The sequence below is a fragment of the Haloferax sp. Atlit-6N genome, assembly GCF_003383195.1.
Lineage (GTDB): Archaea > Halobacteriota > Halobacteria > Halobacteriales > Haloferacaceae > Haloferax > Haloferax gibbonsii.
Window position 1 is genome coordinate 1 of the sequence record NZ_QEQJ01000004.1, and the last position, 20,927, is coordinate 20,927.

Annotated in this window: 15 protein-coding genes; 12 read left to right on the top strand and 3 right to left on the bottom strand. The window is 53.8% G+C overall.

Annotated features, from left to right (window positions below):
- The first annotated feature begins 210 nt into the window (after nt 1-210).
- Nucleotides 211-1,854 carry an O-antigen ligase gene (locus DEQ92_RS14100; RefSeq protein ID WP_115821027.1) on the top strand — a complete coding sequence of 548 codons (1,644 nt, stop codon included), beginning with the start codon at nt 211-213 and terminating at the stop codon, nt 1,852-1,854.
- Between the two features lie 254 nt (nt 1,855-2,108).
- A complete protein-coding gene (locus DEQ92_RS14105) occupies nt 2,109-4,445 on the top strand; it encodes an STT3 domain-containing protein (RefSeq protein ID WP_115821028.1) in 2,337 nt (778 codons plus the stop codon).
- On the opposite strand, the gene DEQ92_RS14110 is transcribed toward DEQ92_RS14105, so the two are convergent.
- Entirely contained in the window at nt 4,442-5,614 is a 1,173-nt protein-coding gene (locus tag DEQ92_RS14110; RefSeq protein ID WP_115821029.1) for a glycosyltransferase family 4 protein, read from the bottom strand. The genes DEQ92_RS14105 and DEQ92_RS14110 overlap by 4 nt on opposite strands.
- 311 nt (nt 5,615-5,925) lie before the next feature.
- On the opposite strand from DEQ92_RS14110, the gene DEQ92_RS14115 reads away from it, so the two are divergent.
- The 5 genes from DEQ92_RS14115 to DEQ92_RS14140 all read left to right on the top strand — a co-directional run bounded on the left by DEQ92_RS14115 (nt 5,926) and on the right by DEQ92_RS14140 (nt 10,680).
- Nucleotides 5,926-7,344: a sugar transferase gene (locus DEQ92_RS14115; RefSeq protein ID WP_115821030.1), complete on the top strand. Its 1,419-nt coding sequence runs from the start codon at nt 5,926-5,928 to the stop codon at nt 7,342-7,344.
- A gap of 218 nt (nt 7,345-7,562) precedes the next feature.
- Nucleotides 7,563-8,693, top strand: coding sequence for a glycosyltransferase family 1 protein (locus DEQ92_RS14120; protein WP_115821031.1), 1,131 nt, complete (start codon nt 7,563-7,565; stop codon nt 8,691-8,693).
- Nucleotides 8,694-8,765: 72 nt separating this feature from the next.
- Nucleotides 8,766-9,902, top strand: coding sequence for a glycosyltransferase (locus tag DEQ92_RS14125; protein ID WP_158547630.1), 1,137 nt, complete (start codon nt 8,766-8,768; stop codon nt 9,900-9,902).
- 270 nt (nt 9,903-10,172) lie between these two features.
- On the top strand, nt 10,173-10,433 hold the full coding sequence (locus DEQ92_RS14135) for a hypothetical protein (RefSeq protein WP_115821034.1): 261 nt from the start codon (nt 10,173-10,175) through the stop codon (nt 10,431-10,433).
- Between the two features lies 1 nt (nt 10,434).
- On the top strand, nt 10,435-10,680 hold the full coding sequence (locus tag DEQ92_RS14140) for a type II toxin-antitoxin system HicA family toxin (RefSeq protein WP_115821035.1): 246 nt from the start codon (nt 10,435-10,437) through the stop codon (nt 10,678-10,680).
- Nucleotides 10,681-11,589: 909 nt separating this feature from the next.
- On the opposite strand, the gene glmS is transcribed toward DEQ92_RS14140, so the two are convergent.
- Both glmS and glmU read right to left on the bottom strand, forming a co-directional pair.
- Entirely contained in the window at nt 11,590-13,389 is a 1,800-nt protein-coding gene (gene glmS / locus DEQ92_RS14145) for a glutamine--fructose-6-phosphate transaminase (isomerizing) (protein WP_115821116.1), read from the bottom strand.
- Between the two features lie 267 nt (nt 13,390-13,656).
- Nucleotides 13,657-14,820 (bottom strand): bifunctional sugar-1-phosphate nucleotidylyltransferase/acetyltransferase, encoded by a 1,164-nt coding sequence (gene glmU / locus DEQ92_RS14150; protein ID WP_115821036.1) that lies wholly within the window; start codon nt 14,818-14,820, stop codon nt 13,657-13,659.
- Nucleotides 14,821-15,098: 278 nt separating this feature from the next.
- Between glmU and DEQ92_RS14155 the strand changes: the two genes are divergently transcribed.
- From DEQ92_RS14155 to cas5b, 5 genes are all read left to right on the top strand, one after another.
- A complete protein-coding gene (locus DEQ92_RS14155; protein WP_115821037.1) occupies nt 15,099-15,908 on the top strand; it encodes an undecaprenyl-diphosphate phosphatase in 810 nt (269 codons plus the stop codon).
- A 59-nt stretch (nt 15,909-15,967) separates the two neighbouring features.
- Entirely contained in the window at nt 15,968-16,753 is a 786-nt protein-coding gene (locus DEQ92_RS14160) for a CRISPR-associated endoribonuclease Cas6 (protein WP_115821038.1), read from the top strand.
- 2 nt (nt 16,754-16,755) lie between these two features.
- A complete protein-coding gene (locus DEQ92_RS23235; RefSeq protein ID WP_147299497.1) occupies nt 16,756-18,789 on the top strand; it encodes a hypothetical protein in 2,034 nt (677 codons plus the stop codon).
- A 99-nt stretch (nt 18,790-18,888) separates the two neighbouring features.
- On the top strand, nt 18,889-19,926 hold the full coding sequence (cas7b, locus tag DEQ92_RS14170; protein ID WP_115821040.1) for a type I-B CRISPR-associated protein Cas7/Csh2: 1,038 nt from the start codon (nt 18,889-18,891) through the stop codon (nt 19,924-19,926).
- Complete coding sequence (gene cas5b / locus DEQ92_RS14175) at nt 19,923-20,705, top strand: type I-B CRISPR-associated protein Cas5b (RefSeq protein ID WP_115821041.1); 783 nt, start codon at nt 19,923-19,925, stop codon at nt 20,703-20,705. Before cas7b ends, cas5b begins: the two co-directional genes overlap by 4 nt.
- The last annotated feature ends 222 nt before the right edge of the window (nt 20,706-20,927 follow it).

Sequence of the window (20,927 nt, forward strand, 5' to 3'; positions counted from 1 at the left end):
GTTGTGTCGGCTTCTTTCCGTCCACGTTGTCGAGGGCATCGTGCAATTCCTCGACGGTGATCTCGTCGAGATGCTTCACTATCTCTTGCAACAGTTCCCGTGCAAAAAGTTCTAACGGTTACTATAGAATAGAATACACACTATATCGCAGAATCTCAAATCCGATTCAAAACAGATATACACCTCGTATAAATATCTGCTAGCAATTAGATGAAATTCGCTGGGAAGAGTCTACGACAACTGGAAGACTACGCGATGGGCAACTCCCGAAAAGCATCCACAGTATTCTCGCTGTTTTTGGTTACTGGCCTCATTCTGCTGACACCTGTTTTTGCTAAAACAGTCCACACGCTACAATTACCGATTCCGATTCCTCTCTTAGTCGGTGTTGCTGTGACCGGATTTGCCTACCTGTTGCTCTCGGTCATTACCGGTCGCGTTCGACTTTCGATGGGCGTTCTACTCGTTGTCACTTCAACCTTCGCGGCGGACGTACCACTATTCGGGTATAGTGGATCGTTCCCAGGCAGTCTTGGACCAAAGATTTGGTTGCTACATCTGCCACTTGTCGTACTGATTGGTATTCTTATATATGATGGTGAGTTTTCACTTGGGACAATCACGGTCCCAGAGGTTCTTCTTTCCCTGTTTGTTTTGTGGAGTATTGCCTCTGCGCTCATTGGAAACCCAGAACAGCGGAGTGTCGCGCTGTACTATTCGATATATATGTCATTCGGACTGTTAGCACTGAGTGTGGGGTATCGGTGTGTCCGTTCTGGCATACTCGATCTATATGATGTGATGATCAGCTTTGTTATCGCGGTTGCTGGGCACACGGTGTTTGGCATAGCCCAATTCATCAACCAGAAGCCATTCGGATTTTCATTTCTCGGTGAAACTGGGCGTATGAGTTGGACAAATTTCGTGAGTCTAGGGCTACTTGGCGAATATAAAATCGGAGTCATAATAAGTGGATTCTCTGGTGGGAGTGGTCCACTCTCAGTGCTAGTTGTAATGGCACTCCCCATCACACTCGCCCTTGCGTATGAATATCAGAGTGTGGTACGGATTTGTCTCCTTTCAGTAACGGCGATTATGTCTATTGTACTCCGATTGACCGCCAAAGATGCCGCACGTGCTGCAGCTCTTATCTCAATTCTCATGTTCGTTACGCTGCTTGTATGGAAAAACAGGGCGTATATTCGGACTGTTCAGCGCAAAGTGATGTGGAGGCTGGTTCCACTTGCGTTTACACTACTTGTGAGTGTAGGTTCCCTACTCTATCCGACGTACACCACAGATGCAACCCCACCCAACACCGGCGAAACAGCTAGCACAGGTGACGCTGGTATTTCTGATGGAGTCATAAACTCGACTGATGTAACTCCCCCATCGATACCATTTTTTAACCTCGACACGCTTGGCGTCCGGCTTCAGCAATACGTCCTTGCTGCATACCTGTTTTTCCGCGACCCAATCTTTGGTATCGGCGGAGGTAACTTCCCATATCTCGGTGCTAAATACGGGATCGCCAAGCCTGCAGGCCAAGTACTCGCCTATCCAATTCACAACCTCTACTTGGCATTACTGACAGAGACTGGTCTTCCTGGATTTATCTTTTATATGTCTGCGATCACTGTAGGCTTGTGGAACGCGTGGGGTCTGTACCGTTCCACAGAGCAACTCTCAGAGACTGTTGTTACTGTGGGTCTACTGGCTAGCCTGGTTGGGTATCTTGCTGTGCTGTTTTGGGTCATAAACATCCGATTCACCTATCTCGTTCCGTTCTGGCTGCTAGTCGGTAGTATCGTTGGCGTACAAGCGAACAACGAGAAAAGAAAGACTGTGGGTTGAACTGGGTGCTCTTGAGGCATCTCATCCCTCTCGTTGGCCACCTCAGAGCGAAATAGCGAAATGGCGAAATAGCGACGGTCTGTCAAATCATTCAGCGTTGACGGTGCAGAGAGCCACTCATCCCACTGGTTTTTGCGATGCTGTTGGAAACTTGCACTCAGCAAATCGCCAGACGTGATGAGGATTTCAACAGGGCCTAGTCGACACACTTGCAAGAGTTGAATTTAAAGGCTAGTGCCCCGAGGCGTTAACCAATGAGTGAGGTCTGGGAGGCAACGAACTCTCTGCTTACTGATCGGCCAGAGATCAAACCGGATCTCCAACAAGTACTGGAGATCGATGCCCAGGATGATGTTTGGACGTTCGATGATCTTGATATTGGTTCGGGGCTATTTGGTGAGCTTGTAAGTCGAGGAATCGTCGAAAAAGCAAATGACGGATACAAAGTCGCAGACCCGGCTGCGGTCCGTGCCGCGCTTGATGGAGAACAGGTCGAACGGGATCCGTCTAGTCGCTCGAGTTCTGCTCTCGCTTCGCTGCTCCCGCCTTCGAATGTCGTCCTTCCATTTCTCGGAGTGATCGGATTTGTGTTGGCGTTTAGATTACTTGCGTTTGAATCGGTCTTTCGTGGATCTGATGTCGTACTACTTGGAAACGACCCGTACTACTACCGATACTGGCTGTTTAGAACACTGAGTTCGGACGCATCGGTACTTGATCTCCCATACAGTATCACTGCGGGTGAGCCATTTCTAATTGCAACCTTACTTGGAGTAACTGAGGCACTTGGAGGAGGAATACAGGTCGCAGAACTAGTTCTGTCGTGGTATCCAGTCGTTGCAGCGCTTATCACTGCCACGGCCACATATCTCATCGCGTATCGCTTGACTGCGAATCAACGTGTCGCGCTTGCTGCGGTTGCGGTCCTAGCAGTAACACCCGTGCATGCCTATAGAACTGCGATTGGTTTCGCGGACCACCATGCGTTTGACTATATCTGGTTAGCGATAACTGCGTTTGCAGCTCTCAAGCTCGTTGATCGCACCACCGCTTCTGAAGTGAGTGGTTTCGGTGATCCCACACGAATTGGTTGGACCCTCGTACTTGGTGTCGGTGTGTGTGCACAAGTGTTAGCATGGAATGCTGGGCCCCTATTATTGCTCCCACTCGGCGTCTACGGTGTTGTACGTTCGTTAGTGGCAGCGAAGCACGACTCTGGGTTGGGCGCAGATCTCTCGCTAGTTTTTGGCATCGCTCTTGGCGCTGTGCTATCTATGGTGGTACATCTCGCATTGAATTGGCAACGTATGTACATAATTCTCCCGACATTCTTACTCGCAATTGGGCTTGGGCTAGTCTTTGGATTAAGCCAGGTTGCTCGATCTCGAAAGCATCCGAGAGCGTTCGTTTTGCTTGGAATCTGCGTTGCAGGTGGAGCCATCCTCCTTGTGGCATTCCAACTTGTCCCTACGTTCGGAACTCAGTTCGTTGAAGAAGTAACTCGCCTCATTGGCGGTGATCGAGATATCGTAGAGGTAAAGTCGATTTTCAGTCCGACATATGGGACGATCACAGGCCCGATTTTCTTTTTCGGGCTCTCACTATTCTTCTCTCTTTGGTACTGTCTGAGGTCCGTATATACTGCATATCATCGAAATCTCTCTGGGTGGCTGTTGATTGGGTCATATACTGGATTACTGTTTACTCTGGCACTTCTGCAAGTGCGTTTCGCGGGTGCACTTGCAATGTTTGCAGCGGTCTACGGTGGACTCGCACTTGTCGATATTATCGCCCTTATTGGAGTTGGAGATCGAGTCACATTCACCCAAAGCAACTCTGGTACAAGCAAACCAGAAGTGAATACAGAGATTCGACTTCAGATGCCGAGCCGACAAACGATATTCGCTGTAAGTGCGGTATTTCTTCTTATCAGCGGCCTTGGCGTGATCATGACTCCCCTGCGGGTCAATCAACTCGCGGTTGATGATACAACATATAATGCGGCCACATGGATGGACCAGTACTCTGAACAACAAGAATGGGAATACCCACAAAACTACGTCTTGAGTCACTGGGGCCAGAGTCGTGTATACAATGGATTGGTGAATAACCAGTCTAGAAGCTACCAATTTTCATATGAAAACTACGACAATTTCCTCGTGTCAACCGATGCAACAGGCTGGTTTAACACTCTTAACCCACGTACTGGATTTATTGTTGTTGAACAGAATCCATCACTGAATCGATCTGGTGATGAAACTATCTATAACCGGTTGTACAACGGCTGGGGAAGCAATACAGCACATTATCGAGCCATGTGGGTCAGTGCTGATGGTACGAAGAAAGTATTCACTTTAGTCCCTGGTGCCAGGGTTACAGGTAGCACCGCACCTGATTCGCAGGTGACTGCACGTGGGGTGACTACTGTGAGCGGAAATGAGGTGTCCGTAACGTATCAAACAAGATCGGACGAGAATGGAACTTATCAACTTAGAATCCCCCAACCCGGGAACTACACGATTCAAGATGAGCGGATTCGCATCACGGATAACAGCACAACAAGCGGGGCACAGATCAGTATAACGAGTTAATCTGCTAATGAGTTCTTCACTACTGTTCGAAATTCCTCTTTGAACCGAGAACGGCCAAAACGACTGTCAATATCTGGGAGAGATTTTCGAAGAGACGACTGGGTTGAACTGTCAGTTAGAACGTGGTGTATTTTCTCCACTGCATCATCAATATCCTCGTAAAGCAATCGCTGTTCTTCGTTGACGATCTCTCGTTGGCCACCACTGTCGTGAGCAAATGGCAGCATACCCGCAAGCGACATCTCTGCAACAACCATTCCAAAATGTTCGTACTCTTTGCCGTGGAGCCCAAAGCGATGATTGTTGAGTAGGGCCGTGACCTCTTTCCTTGACAGTTGCCCGTCTAACTTGATATAGGGTCGCTCGTGGGCCATCTCTGTGACTTCCGTTACGACCTCGGGATCAGTAGGAGGCCCAGCGATGTGAAGGTGAAGATCATGACCCCGCTCACGTAAGCGGTCGATTATCTCAATATTCCGTTGAATATTCTTATCCGAAGAAAGCCGTCCTAGTGTGACAAACCCTTGTTCTTTTTCTGACCACGACACGCTCTGGGTGTTGTCTGTGTCAATCGGTGGATAAAGCGTTGTGGACTCGACGCCATACGCTTGTTTGACACGGTTACCCATCCAGTCAGAGTTTGTGAGGACACGAGTATCACGCTGATCTGTGAAAGATACTCCTGCGATGAACTGGCAGGCCCGATCGTAAGCTGCGTAAACAGAACTATCAGTTCCCGCTCGCCCGGGAAGCACTGATCGGTCAAATAATGGATGGTGGACATATTGAACCGAGTCTCCGCAGTCACCTAGTTCATTATATGTACTAACAAGTAGGTCAAACTCGTCTGCTACCGACCGCACACTTCGATAAAACCCTGCAATCTGTAGCAGGAGACAATCAAAGCCAGTAAGTCTCTTGACGGTCGACGCGGTCGCCGTTGTGAACGGACGCTGTTGTGGGCCGTGTGTCCGAACTTCAATTTTCGAACGATCTACAGTAGTGCTGTAATACTCATTCAAAGCGTCAAAATCTGGTGTTGACATCGTGATGAGGGTAAGATCATATTCCGTTTGTAACGTCTCAAGTACGCACATGCCAACAGACTCCGCGCCACCTCTTTGTGAAAAGTCGGGGTGGACAACCGCCAACGTAGGTTCCGCCTTCATACGTGGAACGTTGATTGACGAAAACTTACGTCTTGAGATTCAGATTCCCCTGTCTGAACGTTCCTGACATCGATACTTGGATGAGTCTGAAACTCATCCTAATCAAGGGGTCTACAAGGAAACTGGTGCGTTCGCACCTCAAGAACAGGTCACGTCGTAAACCACAATATCCCAACGGTGGTCGGGAATCCTCGCGCTTTAGCGCGGGGAAGATATCAATTGCCGTTTCTGAGAAGTGTGGTTGAGACACACTTGCCATGCGCGCTCCAGGACAGAACAGTTAAAGAAGGTAACAACATACCTGTGGAACGATGAATAGGGGGTTCTGGTATCGCGTTGAAAGTTCTCTCGGGGTTGCATTAGTCACGGCATTTACCGTGACACTAGTTAATGGGCCGTTGTTTCAGCAACTGTTCAGTCTGGTCCCGGTCCTGAACCGACTTGTCACACCACTTCCAGGGGTTCCAGAAGGGGCAGTAATGGTGTTGACTGCGGTTGTTGTCGTGACTGGGGCGTTTATTCCACTGTATAAACCCCGTCCACGACGAATCATTGACGTCGTTGCGCTCGTCCACAAACGTGTGTTCGTAGCCGTGTTAGCACTTGCAACAATCGGCTACTTCGATTACACCTATCGTCTTCCACGGCTGACGCTCATCGCTATTACGCCGGTCTTACTGACTGTCCTTCCGGTTTGGTTCGTATGGATCCGGCAGCGGCCACTGGAAGAGAGCCAACGGGCAATCATTGTGAGCGATAATCACAAAGAAGTCCGGCGGACGCTCTCCGATATTGAGCTTCCCGTCTTGGGTTATCTCTGTCCGACAACTTCTCTCCCGAACCGACCCGAATTCTCAGCCGAGGGTGCAACGGCTATCGCCGACGGTGGGATGACACTTGACGGTGTTGAACGGCTTGGTGGGCTTTCACGGATTGAAGACATCCTCGTTGAGTACAACGTTGATACAGTCATCTTAGCCTTCGAGCACTCCGACCGGGCCGAGTTCTTCGGTATCCTTGATGCATGTTACGAACACGGTGTGGACGCGAAAGTACACCGCGACCATGCAGACCAGGTTCTTACGGGAGAAGAGGAAGTTGGCACAATTGTCGACGTGACGGTTGAGCCTTGGGACGTCCAAGACTATATGTTGAAACGAGCATTCGACGTTATCTTCGCCGCGGTTGGGCTCTTCGTGTTAACTCCTATTATCGTGCTAATTGCGGCTGCCATCAAACTCGACGATGGAGGTGCAGTCTTGTACAAGCAGGCACGAACGGCGGTCTTCGGCGAGACGTTTGACGTGTACAAGTTCCGGTCGATGGTCCCAGAGGGTGAATCAGCCGAGCCGGTCGATGACGACCAGAACGATCGGATTACGAGCGTTGGCAGGGTCCTCCGCCGAACACACCTAGACGAGATTCCTCAGTTGTGGTCCATCTTAGTGGGAGATATGAGCGTTGTTGGTCCCCGCGCGGTGTGGACTGAAGAGGAGCCACTGTTGGCTGCAGAGACGCAGTCATGGCGTCAGCGATGGTTTGTGAAACCGGGACTGACTGGGCTGGCGCAGGTCAACGATGTAAAAAGTACGGACCCAGAACAGAAACTCCGCTACGATCTCCAGTACGTCAAAGAGCAGTCGTTCAGCCTGGATGTGATGCTCGTTACGCGGCAGATCTGGAAAGTCCTCGAGGACGTGGTCATGATGGTTCGTGGCACCAACGACTGATTGTGATGGTTTCTTGTTTCGACAGAGAAGGACTGGTGGGGGCAATAGCTTTGCACACGTCAGGCCATTGCTGTCTGGGGTTATACTAGTTGATTTGTTTGCCCGCTTAGAGCATGCCGATCACCATGGTCAGCAGCTCACGTCAGAAGAGGCCACCAACACACGATAGAGCCGAGAAGACGAAGTATATATGAGCCACTCATGACAAGCCAGTCGTAGTGACCCTCGGACTTGATGCGCGCTCGTTGGTCGGGAACCCGTCTGGAGTCGGCAACTATCTCCGCGGGGTCTTGGCGTCGGATGCATTCACATACGAGACCCGAGGGTATACCGCAACAGCGGGTGAGATCGCGTTTGACGGGCCACGTTTCACCAGGACTGTTGCACAGCCCTTCGTGCTTGCTGAACGGGCGCTTGGCCCGGCCCAACCGATCTGGTGGCTGAACCTAACGCTTCGGCGGGCGCTCCGACACGACAACGTCGACTGTTATTTCGGGCCGAATTTCCTCAAGCCGGCCCGCTGTTCGCTCCCGAGCGTGATCGTCGTTCACGACTTAGTCCACCGCGTACACCCGGAGGTCCACACGCCGCTATATCGATGGTACCTGCGAGCATTCCTCCCGAATTCGATCCGAACAGCGGACCACATCCTCGTTGTCTCGGAGAGTACCAAACAAGACCTCCACCGATTGTACGACGTGGCAGACGACCGGGTAACCGTCGCCCCACCCGCTGCTGACGACCGGTTTACACCCCGCTCGCTGTCGGAGAACGAACGGCAGCGCCTCAGAGAAGCATACGACCTGCCCGAAGAGTTCCTCCTCTATGTCGGCAACATTGAACCACGAAAGAACCTGTCGACAGTCGTTGATGCCCTCCGAAAACTCCCAGAAACGGACCGGCTCCCACTCGTTATCGTTGGCCAACATCACGTCCCAGCGCCAGAGTTAGAGCGTCGTCTCAACGCAGACTGGGCGGATTCTCTCATCCACCGGGCCGGCTACGTCCCTGATTCGGACCTGCCGAAACTGTACAACATGGCGACAGCGTTCGTCTATCCGTCAGTGTATGAGGGATTCGGGATTCCACCGCTCGAAGCGATGCAGTCTGGAACGCCAGTAATCACGTCGAATCGGTCGTCGCTCCCGGAGGTCGTCGGCGACGCTGGGGTAACTGTCGATCCAACTGACGTCTCGGCGTTTGCGACCGCAATTACTGATGTGTGTACCGATGATGCCTTTGCAACTGAACTTCGAACCCGTGGACTCAACCGTGCACAGCGGTTTACTTGGGAGTCTACTGGCCGCACTGTCCAACGAACGATCGACGCTGTCTTGGAGGAGGCCTGACGCCTGATGGCTCGCATTTTAGTCCTCTGTTCGCGACTCCCGTATCCGTTGACCGGTGGGGCTAAACTCCGAATGTTCTACACAGCACGGGAACTCGCGCAAGACCACGACGTCGAACTGCTTGTCGTCGACGAAGAACCCGTTGGGAGGTCTGCCGTCGAGACGCTCGAAGAGACCTTTGACGCCGTCCATGTGTTCAGCTATCCGACGTACCGGTTCTATATGAACACGCTACGGGGAATCATCTCACGACATCCGCTGCAGACACACTACTACCGGTTTACGGCGCTTGATTCGTGGCTTGATGCTAACGAGGACCGGTTTGACCTCATGTACTGCAATCACGTGCGGACAACTGAGTACGTCCGTCACCGAGAGACACCTCGGGTCGTTGACCTCGTTGATGCGATTTCGCGGAACTACCGTGCCGCACAATCTCGTGCACGAGGACTGTGGCGAGCGATTTACCCGATTGAATGGCGGCGGTTAGCTCGGTACGAACGTACGGTTGTTGAGTCGTTTGACCACGCGTTTATTACGACTGAGGAGGATCGCAAGTTCGTGAGCCCAGCGGGCGACGAGAGCACCCTGTCTGTCCTCCCAAACGGTGTCAAACCCGAACTGCTTGATCGCACGCATACCCCAACTGAAACAACTGCATCGACTGACGGAGGAACAATCGTTTTCTTGGGGAAGATGGATTACTTCCCGAACGAAGATGCTGCCACGTACTTCGCGACTGAAGTGTTCCCACAGATTCGCGAAGCACGCCCCGAGGCGGAGTTCTTCATCGTTGGGTCAAACCCAACTGCGGAGGTCACTGCGTTAGCCGACCACCCAGGTGTCACCGTCACCGGATTCGTTGATGACCCAGTCGAGTATTTCGACTTGGCTGATGTCGCGGTTGCCCCAATGCGATACGGCGCGGGTCTGCAAAACAAAGTCCTCGAAGCGCTGTCTCTGTCTTGTCCGACTGTCGTCACCCCACTCGCGTGGGAGGGGATTCAGGCCATTGATGGCAAACATCTGGTTGTTGCAGACACGGCAGAGCAGTTGGCAGACGAAACGATCAGCTTACTGGACTCCCCCGCCCGTCGCGCCCGGCTCGGGAGGGCTGGCCACGAGTTAATTGCGTCAACGTATACGTGGGAACGCATCGGACAACAGCTACGAACAGCGGTACAGCAAGTGCTTTCCAACACCTCTTGACACGGCGTTGGAACTCCTGACTCACTGAGGACGTTCCGCCAGTTCCGTTGTTTATGCCGAGCGTGAATCTGACTCTAAGCGTCGGAGTTCTCTGTGCAAGCCCGATAGACACAGATGCTCTGTTGAAACCCTCCGAGCCTGACAGTTGTCGCGTGTTGAATATAGAGGGTGAGTTCAGCAAGATTTCTCCGATGGTTGTGGTGGCGGTCAGAGTTCGATGCAAGACCGTCCGAACGCTTATTTGTAGAGGTCGACTCAATTCTGGTAGAGATGGCCAGCACGACTCGTGACAACCGTAACGGGGGCGTTGAGTTCATCCACGAGAATGATGGACGAGTCACCGCAAAGGACATCGAGACGGGTGTCGCTTCCTTCGGCGACGACCGCGCGGAGGCACTGCGGATGCTCGCTGACGCCCTCGATGCCTACCACGGGAAGGGAGAGCCCGTCGACGACGACGAGCTGGCCGCAGAACTCGGTCTCAACGAAGACGAAACCGGAAGTGAAGGCCGCCCACCGTGGGACGAGTAACGTGGGTCGAACGACGTTCACAGGCCGGGAAGTCGCGAAAGTGCTGCTGAAATTCGGGTACGAACCGAAGTCACGAACTGGGAGTCACCTCACGCTGGAGTACGTCAACCCCGACACGGGCGAGGTTCGACGGCCGACTGTGCCACTTCACGGCGAGATTCCTCGTGGAACACTTGGGAGTATCGCAGAGCAGTGTGGTGCAGAAGATTTCCACTCGTTCTGTGAGTGGATTGAAGACCACTGTTAGCACTTGAATTTCGGACTGTGACTTTGCTGGCGAAACAACCCTAGACCAGTACGATTTACTCAGATTGGCTCTGTTGAAATCCTTCAGTGTTGACATTGAGGAGAGCCACTCTTCCCACCGGATTCCGCAGATCCGATGCGGAATTAGCTTCTTAGCAAATCGCAAAACGTCAAGAGGATCTCAACAGAGCCCTCAGATTCTGTCGGACGGGAACTGTGAATGTAGCGGCTGAGTTCAGCAGAGACAGCTCACGGAACAACGGGCAGGTGGGTGTGCGTATCGCTCACCAGATTTCAAATCAACAGAAGGCCTTTGGCGAGTTGTGAATTCGTTGACACCATGAGACGGCGAGCATTTCTCGTAACGACAATTAGTGGAGGGTTTGCGTTGAGCGGCTGTCTTAGTCAGAACCAGCCTTCATCTACGACACCGACACCAACCCCAATTGATAATGCTTCATTCATCGTGTCTGGCGATGGAGAGTATCCACATAACATCCGTGTGGAAAATTCGCTCAACCGCGATGTGACTCTGACAATCGGTGTTGAGCGTGATGGAACCATCATATGTCAATACACATTCACTGCCGATGCACAGACGACCGAAGTTGTTGCAGGTATCACTGAAGAATCGTTGCCAGAAGACTCTCGGTCAGTAACTGTATCCGCCACTACATCAGAGGGACAAGCTCAGTCTGAGGTTTCCATTTCCGATTGTCTCGGTGATGTTTACTTCTTGTACGAGTCGGATGGGACACTCCAATCAACCTATTCTATCTGTTAGCTCTGTCCTCTGAATCACTCGTCAGAATCTGAATAGTCAGTGACCGACTTGCGCGCTGTATTCATCACGGCCTCAGCAAACTATCAGCACCTGAGGGTTTCAACAGAGCCACACAGATGGACTGTCTCACTCGACAGTCACGCTTTTCGCGAGATTGCGTGGCTTGTCGATCGACCGGCCAAGTTCGTTTGCGACGTGATATGCAAACAGCTGCAGAGCGACGTTTGAGACAAGCGGCTCGAGGCGGCCGAGTTCGGGGATCTCAATTGTATGCCGACAGAACGAATCCGGCTGCCCAGTTGTCGTAAGGCCGACAACGGGACCCCCGCGTGCCTCGACTTCTTTGACATTGGTTCGGGTTTGATCGGCTATTGCACCGCTATTCAGCAATGCAATGACGGGAGTGTCCTCCGTCACGAGCGCAAGTGGGCCGTGTTTGAGTTCGCCAGCAGCAAAGCCTTCCGCATGGGCGTACGAGATCTCCTTGAGCTTGAGCGCACTCTCTAAGGCAACCGGATAGCCAAGCGCCCGCCCGATAAAGAAGAAAGCCTCACTATCGGCATACTGACTTGCAAGTCGTTGAATCTGTGATTCAGCATCCAGTACTATCTGGACCGCACTCGGCAATTGGCGAATGTTTGCAAGGAGATCGGCGGCATCACCCGCAGCAAGTGTACCTCGAAGGCGGCTGAGGTACGTTCCGAACAGTGCCAAAATGGTCACCTGTGACACGAATGTCTTTGTCGCGGCGACGCCGATCTCAGGGCCGGCTTTGATGAACAACGCGTCGTCGACTTCTCGGGTGATCGTACTGCCGACTGTATTGGTAATCGCCAATGTGGTCATCCCACAACTCTTCGCCTGCCGGATCGCAGTAAGCGTGTCTGCAGTCTCTCCCGACTGCGTGACTGCAATGACGAGTGTCCGTTGGGTATCGTGACCGTCGTGGACGCGATACTCACTCGCGAGGTCAACACGGACAGAGACATCCGTCAGCGGTTCAAACAACTCCTTTGCGTACAGTCCTGCATGATAGGACGTCCCGCAGGCAACGATGTGAATCTCGTCGATTGATTCGAGGAACGCATCTCGCAGATCGACCTCCAGTGTTGCGTGTCCTGCGAGTTCATCGATTCGGCCCGAGATTGCTTGCCGTAACGCGGTCGGCTGTTCGTGAATCTCCTTGTGCATGTAGTGGTCATGCCCTGCCTTGCCAGCCGCCGTAGCATCCCAGTCGACGGTTTGAACGGAGCGCGTCACACGTTCTCCGTCATTGAACACCGTCATGCCGGTGGCGTCGATATGTGCAACGTCACCGTCTTCGAGATACGACACCTGCTGTGTGTACTCGACGAACGCAGTCACATCGCTACCGAGATACATACCCTCGTCACCGTGGCCGATGACGAGTGGGCTGTCCTGACGGGCGGCGACGATGCCGTCATACTCGACGTGCGTCACGGCGATCGCAAAGCTTCCTTCGAGCCGGGTTAACGCACGCATGACGGCCGCGCGGAGGTCGGCACCAGCGGTGAGTTCCTCTTCAATCAGGTGGGGGATGACTTCCGTGTCAGTCTCGCTTTCGAACAGATGCCCACCGAGTTCTTGTTTGAGGTCGTCATAGTTCGAGATGATGCCGTTGTGGACGACAGCAACGTCTCCGCTACAGTCGGTATGGGGGTGTGCGTTCTCATCAGTCGGTTCCCCGTGTGTTGACCATCGCGTATGACCGATCCCATGTGTTGCAGTTTCGGTTGTGGGTATCGACAGGCCGTCAATCGTACCCTGTTGTTTGTAGACCTGCAACTCGTCGCCAACCAGCGCAATCCCCGCTGAGTCGTAGCCACGATATTCGAGGTTCTGTAATCCTGTTTTGAGAACTGCTGAACTCGTGTGTTCGCCGATATAGCCGGTGATTCCGCACATAGTAGTGAACAAGAGCGGCACGCAACTGCAATCCGATGCCCTCTGTGGTGATACAACAAGTTCCTCATATGAGTATTTAGTGTTACTGAGTGATCGACACGTTCACGCGAATGCAAGGTAGTCAACCCTGATTACGAGTCGGAGAGACTCAATACGGAGATAACAGTCATCGTCACTATCGGTGAACACCGAGCAGCTTTACGGCTTGATCGACGGAGAAACAAGGCGAGTGCCTCGGGGTCAACCCCCGAGGCAGTTCACAGCGAGTCACCCACGGACAACGTGGACGTCTTCTGAGATCCGGTCAGTCAGGGTCGCACCACTCTCGACAGTCACACCGTTGCTGATAATACTGCCTGGCTCAACCGTGACGTGGCCCCCCGTTCTGACGTTATCACCGATCAGACCACCGAATTTGACGTTTGGATAGATCTGGTCATCGACTCGAACGTCACTGCTTCCGCCCTCAATCGAATTGAGTGGCCCGAGTTCTGTTCCCGACCCGATAATGCAGTCGGTCAGGACGGTCCCCGGCTTGATGACCGTATCCTCAAGAATGACTGAATTTGTCAAAATAGTGTTCGCGCCGATCGTGACGTTGTCACCGATAACGACATCGTGGAAGATACGGGCACCAGGCTGGATTCTTGAATGATCGCCGATCACAACTGGGTCGCCGATCGTTGCATCGTCATGGATCACAGCCGAATCAGCAACTGTCGACCCTTGGGTTGCGAGAATTCCATTGTTGACTGCGAGTAGATCCCATGGACGCGAGAGCTCTAGCCACAAGCCATCGTAATGGACCGCGTGGAGCGGGTGTTCATCAATATAGTTCCTGAGGGTATCGGTGAGTTTGAGTTCGGCATGATGCTCTGTCTGCCGAATCGCGGCGAAGATATCTGGCCCAAATACGTACACTCCAGTATTGATCAGGTTTGACGTCACCTCGTGTGGTGCTGGCTTTTCACGAATGTTGTTGATAAGTCCGTCGTGGACCTCAACCGACCCATACTGTGTTGGGTCAGTGACTTCCGTGATTGCCAAACAGGCGCCATTTGTGTCGGCATGCCGGTTGAGTAAACGGCGTAGCAACTCCGGTTCGACGATTCGGTCACCGTTAATCACCAGACAGTCACCGCTAATTGCAGGCTCCGCTGTGAGGAGTGCGTGACCTGTCCCGCGCGGGTTCTCCTGAGTCACGTACTCGATGGAGGCGTCCCAGCGCTCACCATTGCCAAAGTAGTTCTGGATCCGCTCGCGTTTGTATCCGACTACAAACAGGAGCTCGTCGATCCCCGCTGCAGTCACTGCATCGACGATATGTTCTAATAGCGGCCGATCACCAATCGGTAACATTGATTTCGGCCGTGTCTGTGTGAGTGGGTGGAGGCGCGTCCCCTCACCTGCTGCGAGAATAACTGCTTTCATTGCGTCTACTGTGTTGTAGCGGCTGTTTTAGTGTTACGTCGGGCAGATCACAGAGTGGTACGAAGGAATCGATCTGGAAGCCGGAAGAACTCAAACATATTTGGATCGTCCACGCGGTCGGAGTCGCCAGACAACGTGTGTTCTCGTGGCCAATCACACAGAGCTTGACAACGAGGGTGTCCGGGCGTTGAGACGACGAATCTGCGACAGGCGCCAGCCCATCCCACACAACAGAGTCGATGAGAATACTCATTTAGCAGCAACAAACCCTGTAGGATATGGACCAGTCGTGGGTGATTGCGATTCTCGTCGGCGTGCTTCAGGGCGTATTCGAGTGGCTCCCAATTTCAAGTGAAGGGAACATCACGATCGTCCTCACCGCCTTGGGGCAGCAGCCAACTCAAGCGGTGGCGTATTCTCTGTTTTTGCATGCCGGCACCGCGCTATCAGCAACGCTCTACTATCGGTCGGAACTCACTACCTTGCTGGCGGAACTCCCCACGTGGCGGCCGCAGAGCGCCTTTCGCGAGACCCCCACGCTTTCGTTTCTCGCCGTCGCGACGGCTGCGTCCGGTATCGTTGGAATGACCGCATATCTCGTCCTCGAGCAGGTCGTTTCGGCATTGACTGGCGGAGCGGTGATCATCCTAATCGGCGTTTTGCTTGTGTTGACTGGAGTTATCCAGCGGTTCGCAACCGGGGTCAACTTCGGAACGCGGAACGCAGCTAGCCTCGGGGACGCGCTCCTAGTGGGCTCGCTACAGGGGCTTGCAATTCTCCCGGGAATTTCTCGGTCAGGGATTACAACCAGTGCACTGTTGTTCCGTGGCCATGATGGCCCGGCTGCGTTTCGACTGTCGTTTCTGCTCTCGATCCCGGCTGCACTCGGTGGAAGCCTCCTTGCCGTCTTTGATGGTGGGTTTGCTGGCATGTCGCTTGCGACCGCAGTGATCGCACTCGTGACGGCTGCGGGCGTCGGCTACGTGACAATCGATCTCTTGATGCGCGTTGTGCGGCGTGTGTCCTTCTGGGCGATCTGCCTTGGACTGGGCTCGCTTGCAATCGTTGGTGGGCTACTCGTTGTGTGACTCTACGCAACAGCTGGAGGGCAATTCTCAAGGTGGACAAAAGGGTATCCACCGAGTGAATGCGCCTTGAGGTCTCTCTTCGGTCGACCGTCAACATGCCATACGACCGGTCTTACCACCACGCACTTCGGTCGGCACTGTGGGACTGCTTGCGTCCGGAGTATTCGGCTATTCATGAGTCGAACGAGCCAGTCGGCCTCTCGTTTTCAAATATCTTTCCTTGGGGAGAGCTCACAGCGGGCGACCGCCGAAAGCTCCGGATTGCATCGCCAGACCGTGCGGTCCTCGACACCCTTGCTGAGGCACTCATGACGACTGACCGGCTTACAGTCGGTGACATGGAGTTCGACGTTGACGATATCAGCGTCCACGCACCGGATGTCGGTGAACCAGGATCGCGCGGCTATCTCGAAACCGCGACAGGCGTCGTCTGTCGGCTCAGCCCATCGCTACTGTCGGACCATGATCTCACGGCTACCCGGACGGCAGCTGACGACGCTTCACCGACGTTTTGGCGGCCAGCACATGGACTCGAGCCGTTTCGAGCAGTCCTCGCACAATCACTCACCCAGAGCCACCAGCGGTTCGGTGCGACTGAAACCTACGACATCCCGATAACTGGTGACATCTTTGACTCGTTTGAGCCGATCAAGGACGGGGTGACGTATGCCCTCCCATTTGAGCCGACAGCCGGGGTCGAACTCACATACATTCTCTCGAAATGGCGGCTTGGCTATCGCGTTCGGGATGACACACATCGCTACCTGCTGAATTTAGCACTCGACTGTGGGATTGGCCAGCGTCGCGAACATGGCTTTGGTTTCGTGAATACGTATTCGGAGTAACAATGCCTACCGAGACCACCCCACCCGTGGCGCCAGAATACGAGGAATACGTCCCCGAAGCAATCACTTCTCTGCGTCAGCTCGAAGTACTGTATGGTGCCCTCAACGAATCACGGACTGAGCAGTCCGTTGTTGACGACACGTATGCACTCTTCCAGACACCTACTGAGTTAGCCCCATTTACCGCAGCTGATGAGACGGACATGTCTCGCCAACTCGTCGTGCTCCATATCGACGTCACTGGTCCAGCACCACAACTACGCGACATCACGGTGCAGCCACTCACTGCAGACATCGTCCCACTACTCGGGTATGCACGCTATCCATGGGGCCAAGCGATCGACCACAGTATTACACAGCGGGGCAGTTTGGGAGGGGCATCCGCTGGCGATGTCAGCCGCTATGCTCGAGAGTGCCTCCTCCAGTGGACCGACAGCCTGGATTCCGAACCGGCAATCAGCACGGTCGCAGAAGATCACCCTGATGGCTGGCTGATTGAGGCTGTGAGCTTTGTCGGCTCCGAAGATGGCCTGTTCGACCGGCTCGAAGCAGCCTTCGCCGAACAGTTTGCTGACGAACCCAGAGTCGTTGTCACTGTTGGCCTCCACGTTCACCCAGAGCGCCTAGACGTGCCCCCAGCAACACAGCGCGAGTGGTACTTCCCTGGTGAACTGGACGTGTTCAATGCGGCGATGAGAGCCCGAAAGATCCAGAAACTCTCTACAAAACATAACAGTCGTGCTCGTGGGGAAGGCGTGGGGATGGTCACAAACACGACTGGGGAGCTTGTCGGAACGGCTGACGATCCGCTGGGCTTGTATTCGACACGGCAGGTTGACACCTTTGCTCACCTAGAACGAGATACTTCGTGGCGCACACATCCACTGCGCGTCGAATCCGCACTGTTACTCCAATCAGCAACGGAGTATCTCGACGCCTGTCGCTGGACACGGAACGGACTCCAGACCTATCTGCTTCCCTATCCACAGACAACGACGACGGATACACTTCCGTTCGTCTCGCGACTCTTGGAGGCGGTACGATCGGATGAACTGCACCCAGTCAGTGCTGCTCCCAGAATCGCAACCGAGGCCAATGGGCCAGTTCCAGACGAACTCCGGTACTATAGATTAGTAGTCAATAACGACCAAGGCGATATCTCTGTCTATCGTGAGACGGGGGGAATTGATCCGACACAATGTTCACCACTCATTGCAGCCCATCGCGCGCAGTTTCCGAGCTGGCTGTTTAGTGACGGTGGATTCACTGAAGTGGCAAACTGGCTGCTTCTCTCGCCCCCAGAGCAGTGGGAACTCACTGCAGCAATCCTCGATGGCCGATATGCCGCAGCAACCCTCCCGGTTGAACTCCACAATAACCGAGCACGCTTGGACAACCCTGTTGATGAACTCACCGACGCACTCCTCACCAAGACGTCTGTGTCTCCACGGTGGCTACTCAACAACTATCTGACGAAACTTCGCCGTGTTCGTGCGGATGACGCGGAGAGCCGGCTCTCACATTATCATGTGCTCACACAGCTAGCTCAGCTCCATGCACTCGACGCGTCGGGCTATCTAGCGTGGCCCGGGTTCGAGACGACTGCACCACCGAACCCCCCACAGCTGGGGTCCTCTCCGCAAACGTTTCATCGAGCGCGGACAACACAGTTTGCACAGCACATCGCACACAGCACACAACACCGAGCAGCGTTCTACTTTGGCGTCGCGCTTGGGCAGGCAAGTGCATTACAGCGCCGACATGGCCGGCAACTCACACTTGATGAACAGTATCCGGTCGAGACGTTCTCTCCACAGAGTCGAGAGACAGTCCAATCGCTCATCGAGAGCCTTGCAACAGCCGGGGACTCACTCCGGCACAAGCTGCTGCGCAAAACACTCCAGCTGCCAACCCAGTTCACGTCAGCAAAGTTCCGGTCGGACTCAGTCGTGATGCGGTTTTATCTGGCAATTGGCAGTACATTTGGACGGGTTGCCTACGGGCGTATTGACGAACTAACCGAGACGGATTCGTGACGCCCTCCCCGTGGTAAGCGGTGAGATTCTTTTCTCGAAGGCAAATAACCGGGCAGCCAACCAAAAAAGGGACATTGCTATTCGGAGATAGCATACTCAATGGCGGCACCCGAAACGCGTTCAGAGATTTTGTTTCTCCTTGATGCAGCGGAGTGTAATCCGAATGGGGATCCAAAAGCAGGGAATCGACCACGCGTGGACCCCCACACCGGCCAGGCAATCATTACCGACGTCCGTCTGAAACGCTATCTCCGTGACCAACTCCAAGCCGATGGCCATGAGATCTTAGTGAAGCGGACTGGTGATGACACACCACTCACCCGGACCGAAGTCGCACTCGAACAGTTTGCGGAGATCACGTCTAGCACCGAGAGTGACGAAATCAACGCGATTCGCGAGCAGTTTCTGGCGGCTCTCGTCGACATTCGGTACTTCGGGGCCGTCCTCTCATTTCAGAAAACGGATCACGATGACGTATACAACGAGATTATCGACCGATTCCCACGCAGTCTGACGGGACCAGTACAGTTCAGCCCCGCCCGCTCACTCAACGAAGTTGAGCTGAACGAGGGCTACGACACCTTGTCCAGTATTATGGCGACCCAACAGGGAAACAAAGCCGGCGCGTTCGGGCTGGGTGATTATCGGATTGCATATGGACTGTTCCCGTTCACCGGGGTTATCGATCCGCAACGCGCCGAGACAACCCAACTAACACCGACCGACGTGCAGCGACTCGACACGCTGTGTTGGCGTGCGATAAAAAATCAGACCGTCTCACGCAGTAAATTTGGTCAAGAGCCACAGTTGTACCTCAGACTCGAGTACACACACCCTGAATTTCATATCGGCCGCCTTGACGAGTTGCTCGATATAGCAGCCACCACCACCCCAATTGCGAGTCCACGTGACTACACACTCGATATTGCGCCATTACTCGGCGCACTGAGCAACCACCGTGAGATGATCAAGCAGGTGTACTGCATTGGCAGTCATCGACTCCAACTGACGCGTGAAGGGACTTCCCTGGGGAGCGCCGCAGGCATTGCTGAGACCCTCGAAACGATCTGCGGCGTTGAGACGTCCACGGTCGACGTCTATGACGAATATCCCGAAACCCTCCCCGCAGAGCAATGAGCATAGCGTTCACTGCTGGTGTTCCTGACCGCTGTCTCTGTTTTACCGTGGCAAGCTCGCTCGGGCATTTCCGGCGGGTCGACCGGAGTGGAACCAAACAGACGTACCGAATCATCCCACGGACGACGGCTGCCGGACTCATTGCTGCCATTGCGGGCTGGGAGCGTGACGAGTACTATGAGACATTTCGTACCGAGACGTCCGCGATGAGTATCAGCATTACCGGGGGTGTCAGAACCCTCTCCCAATCCCGATACGAACTAGGGACGAACCCGGATGTTGATCTGACTGGTTCAGGAGGAACAGGACGGGCATCACTCCGTGTGAAATATCCGGATGGGGCGCGCCCGCGGCAACTCCGCACATACGAATATCTGGTTGAGCCAGCATACCGGATCTGTGTGGCACTCTCAGACCACCAGCGATACGAGCAACTCAAAGACAAACTGGTGTCTGGCCACACACACTATCCTGTGTCGATGGGGAAATCAGAATATCTCGCAACGGTTGAGTATCATGGGGAAGCGTTCCCCACCCCGATCAAGTCAGAGACAACTGTCGACGTTGACTCTGCGGTCCCGACACGTGATGCAACGGTCATCCCGACTACGGATCGCGTATACCGGGAACGTGTGCCGGGCTATATGCGTGCAGACACAACGGGCCGTCAAACAATGGAGTTCATTGATTATGCGTTCACCAAAGACACACCACTCACCCTTGCTACAGCAGTTGACGGCACTGCACAGGTAATGGACCAGACCGACGTATTTTGTTAATTCGCTGCAACCGAGTTCGTGACTGACTGCGACCCTCGAATCCCATCAGTAGATCGGTGTGTTAAACTAGTATCTCGCGAACGAGTGACTGCCCCGTTGACACAACCAGTTCGTCTGGCAGAGGCACCCGCCCCTCCTTCAGTTCTGTTTGCAGCGATGTCTGACTGCTGACGCTCCCCATTTGCGATCCATGAGCGATTGCTCCGACGATGTGAGTGCCAC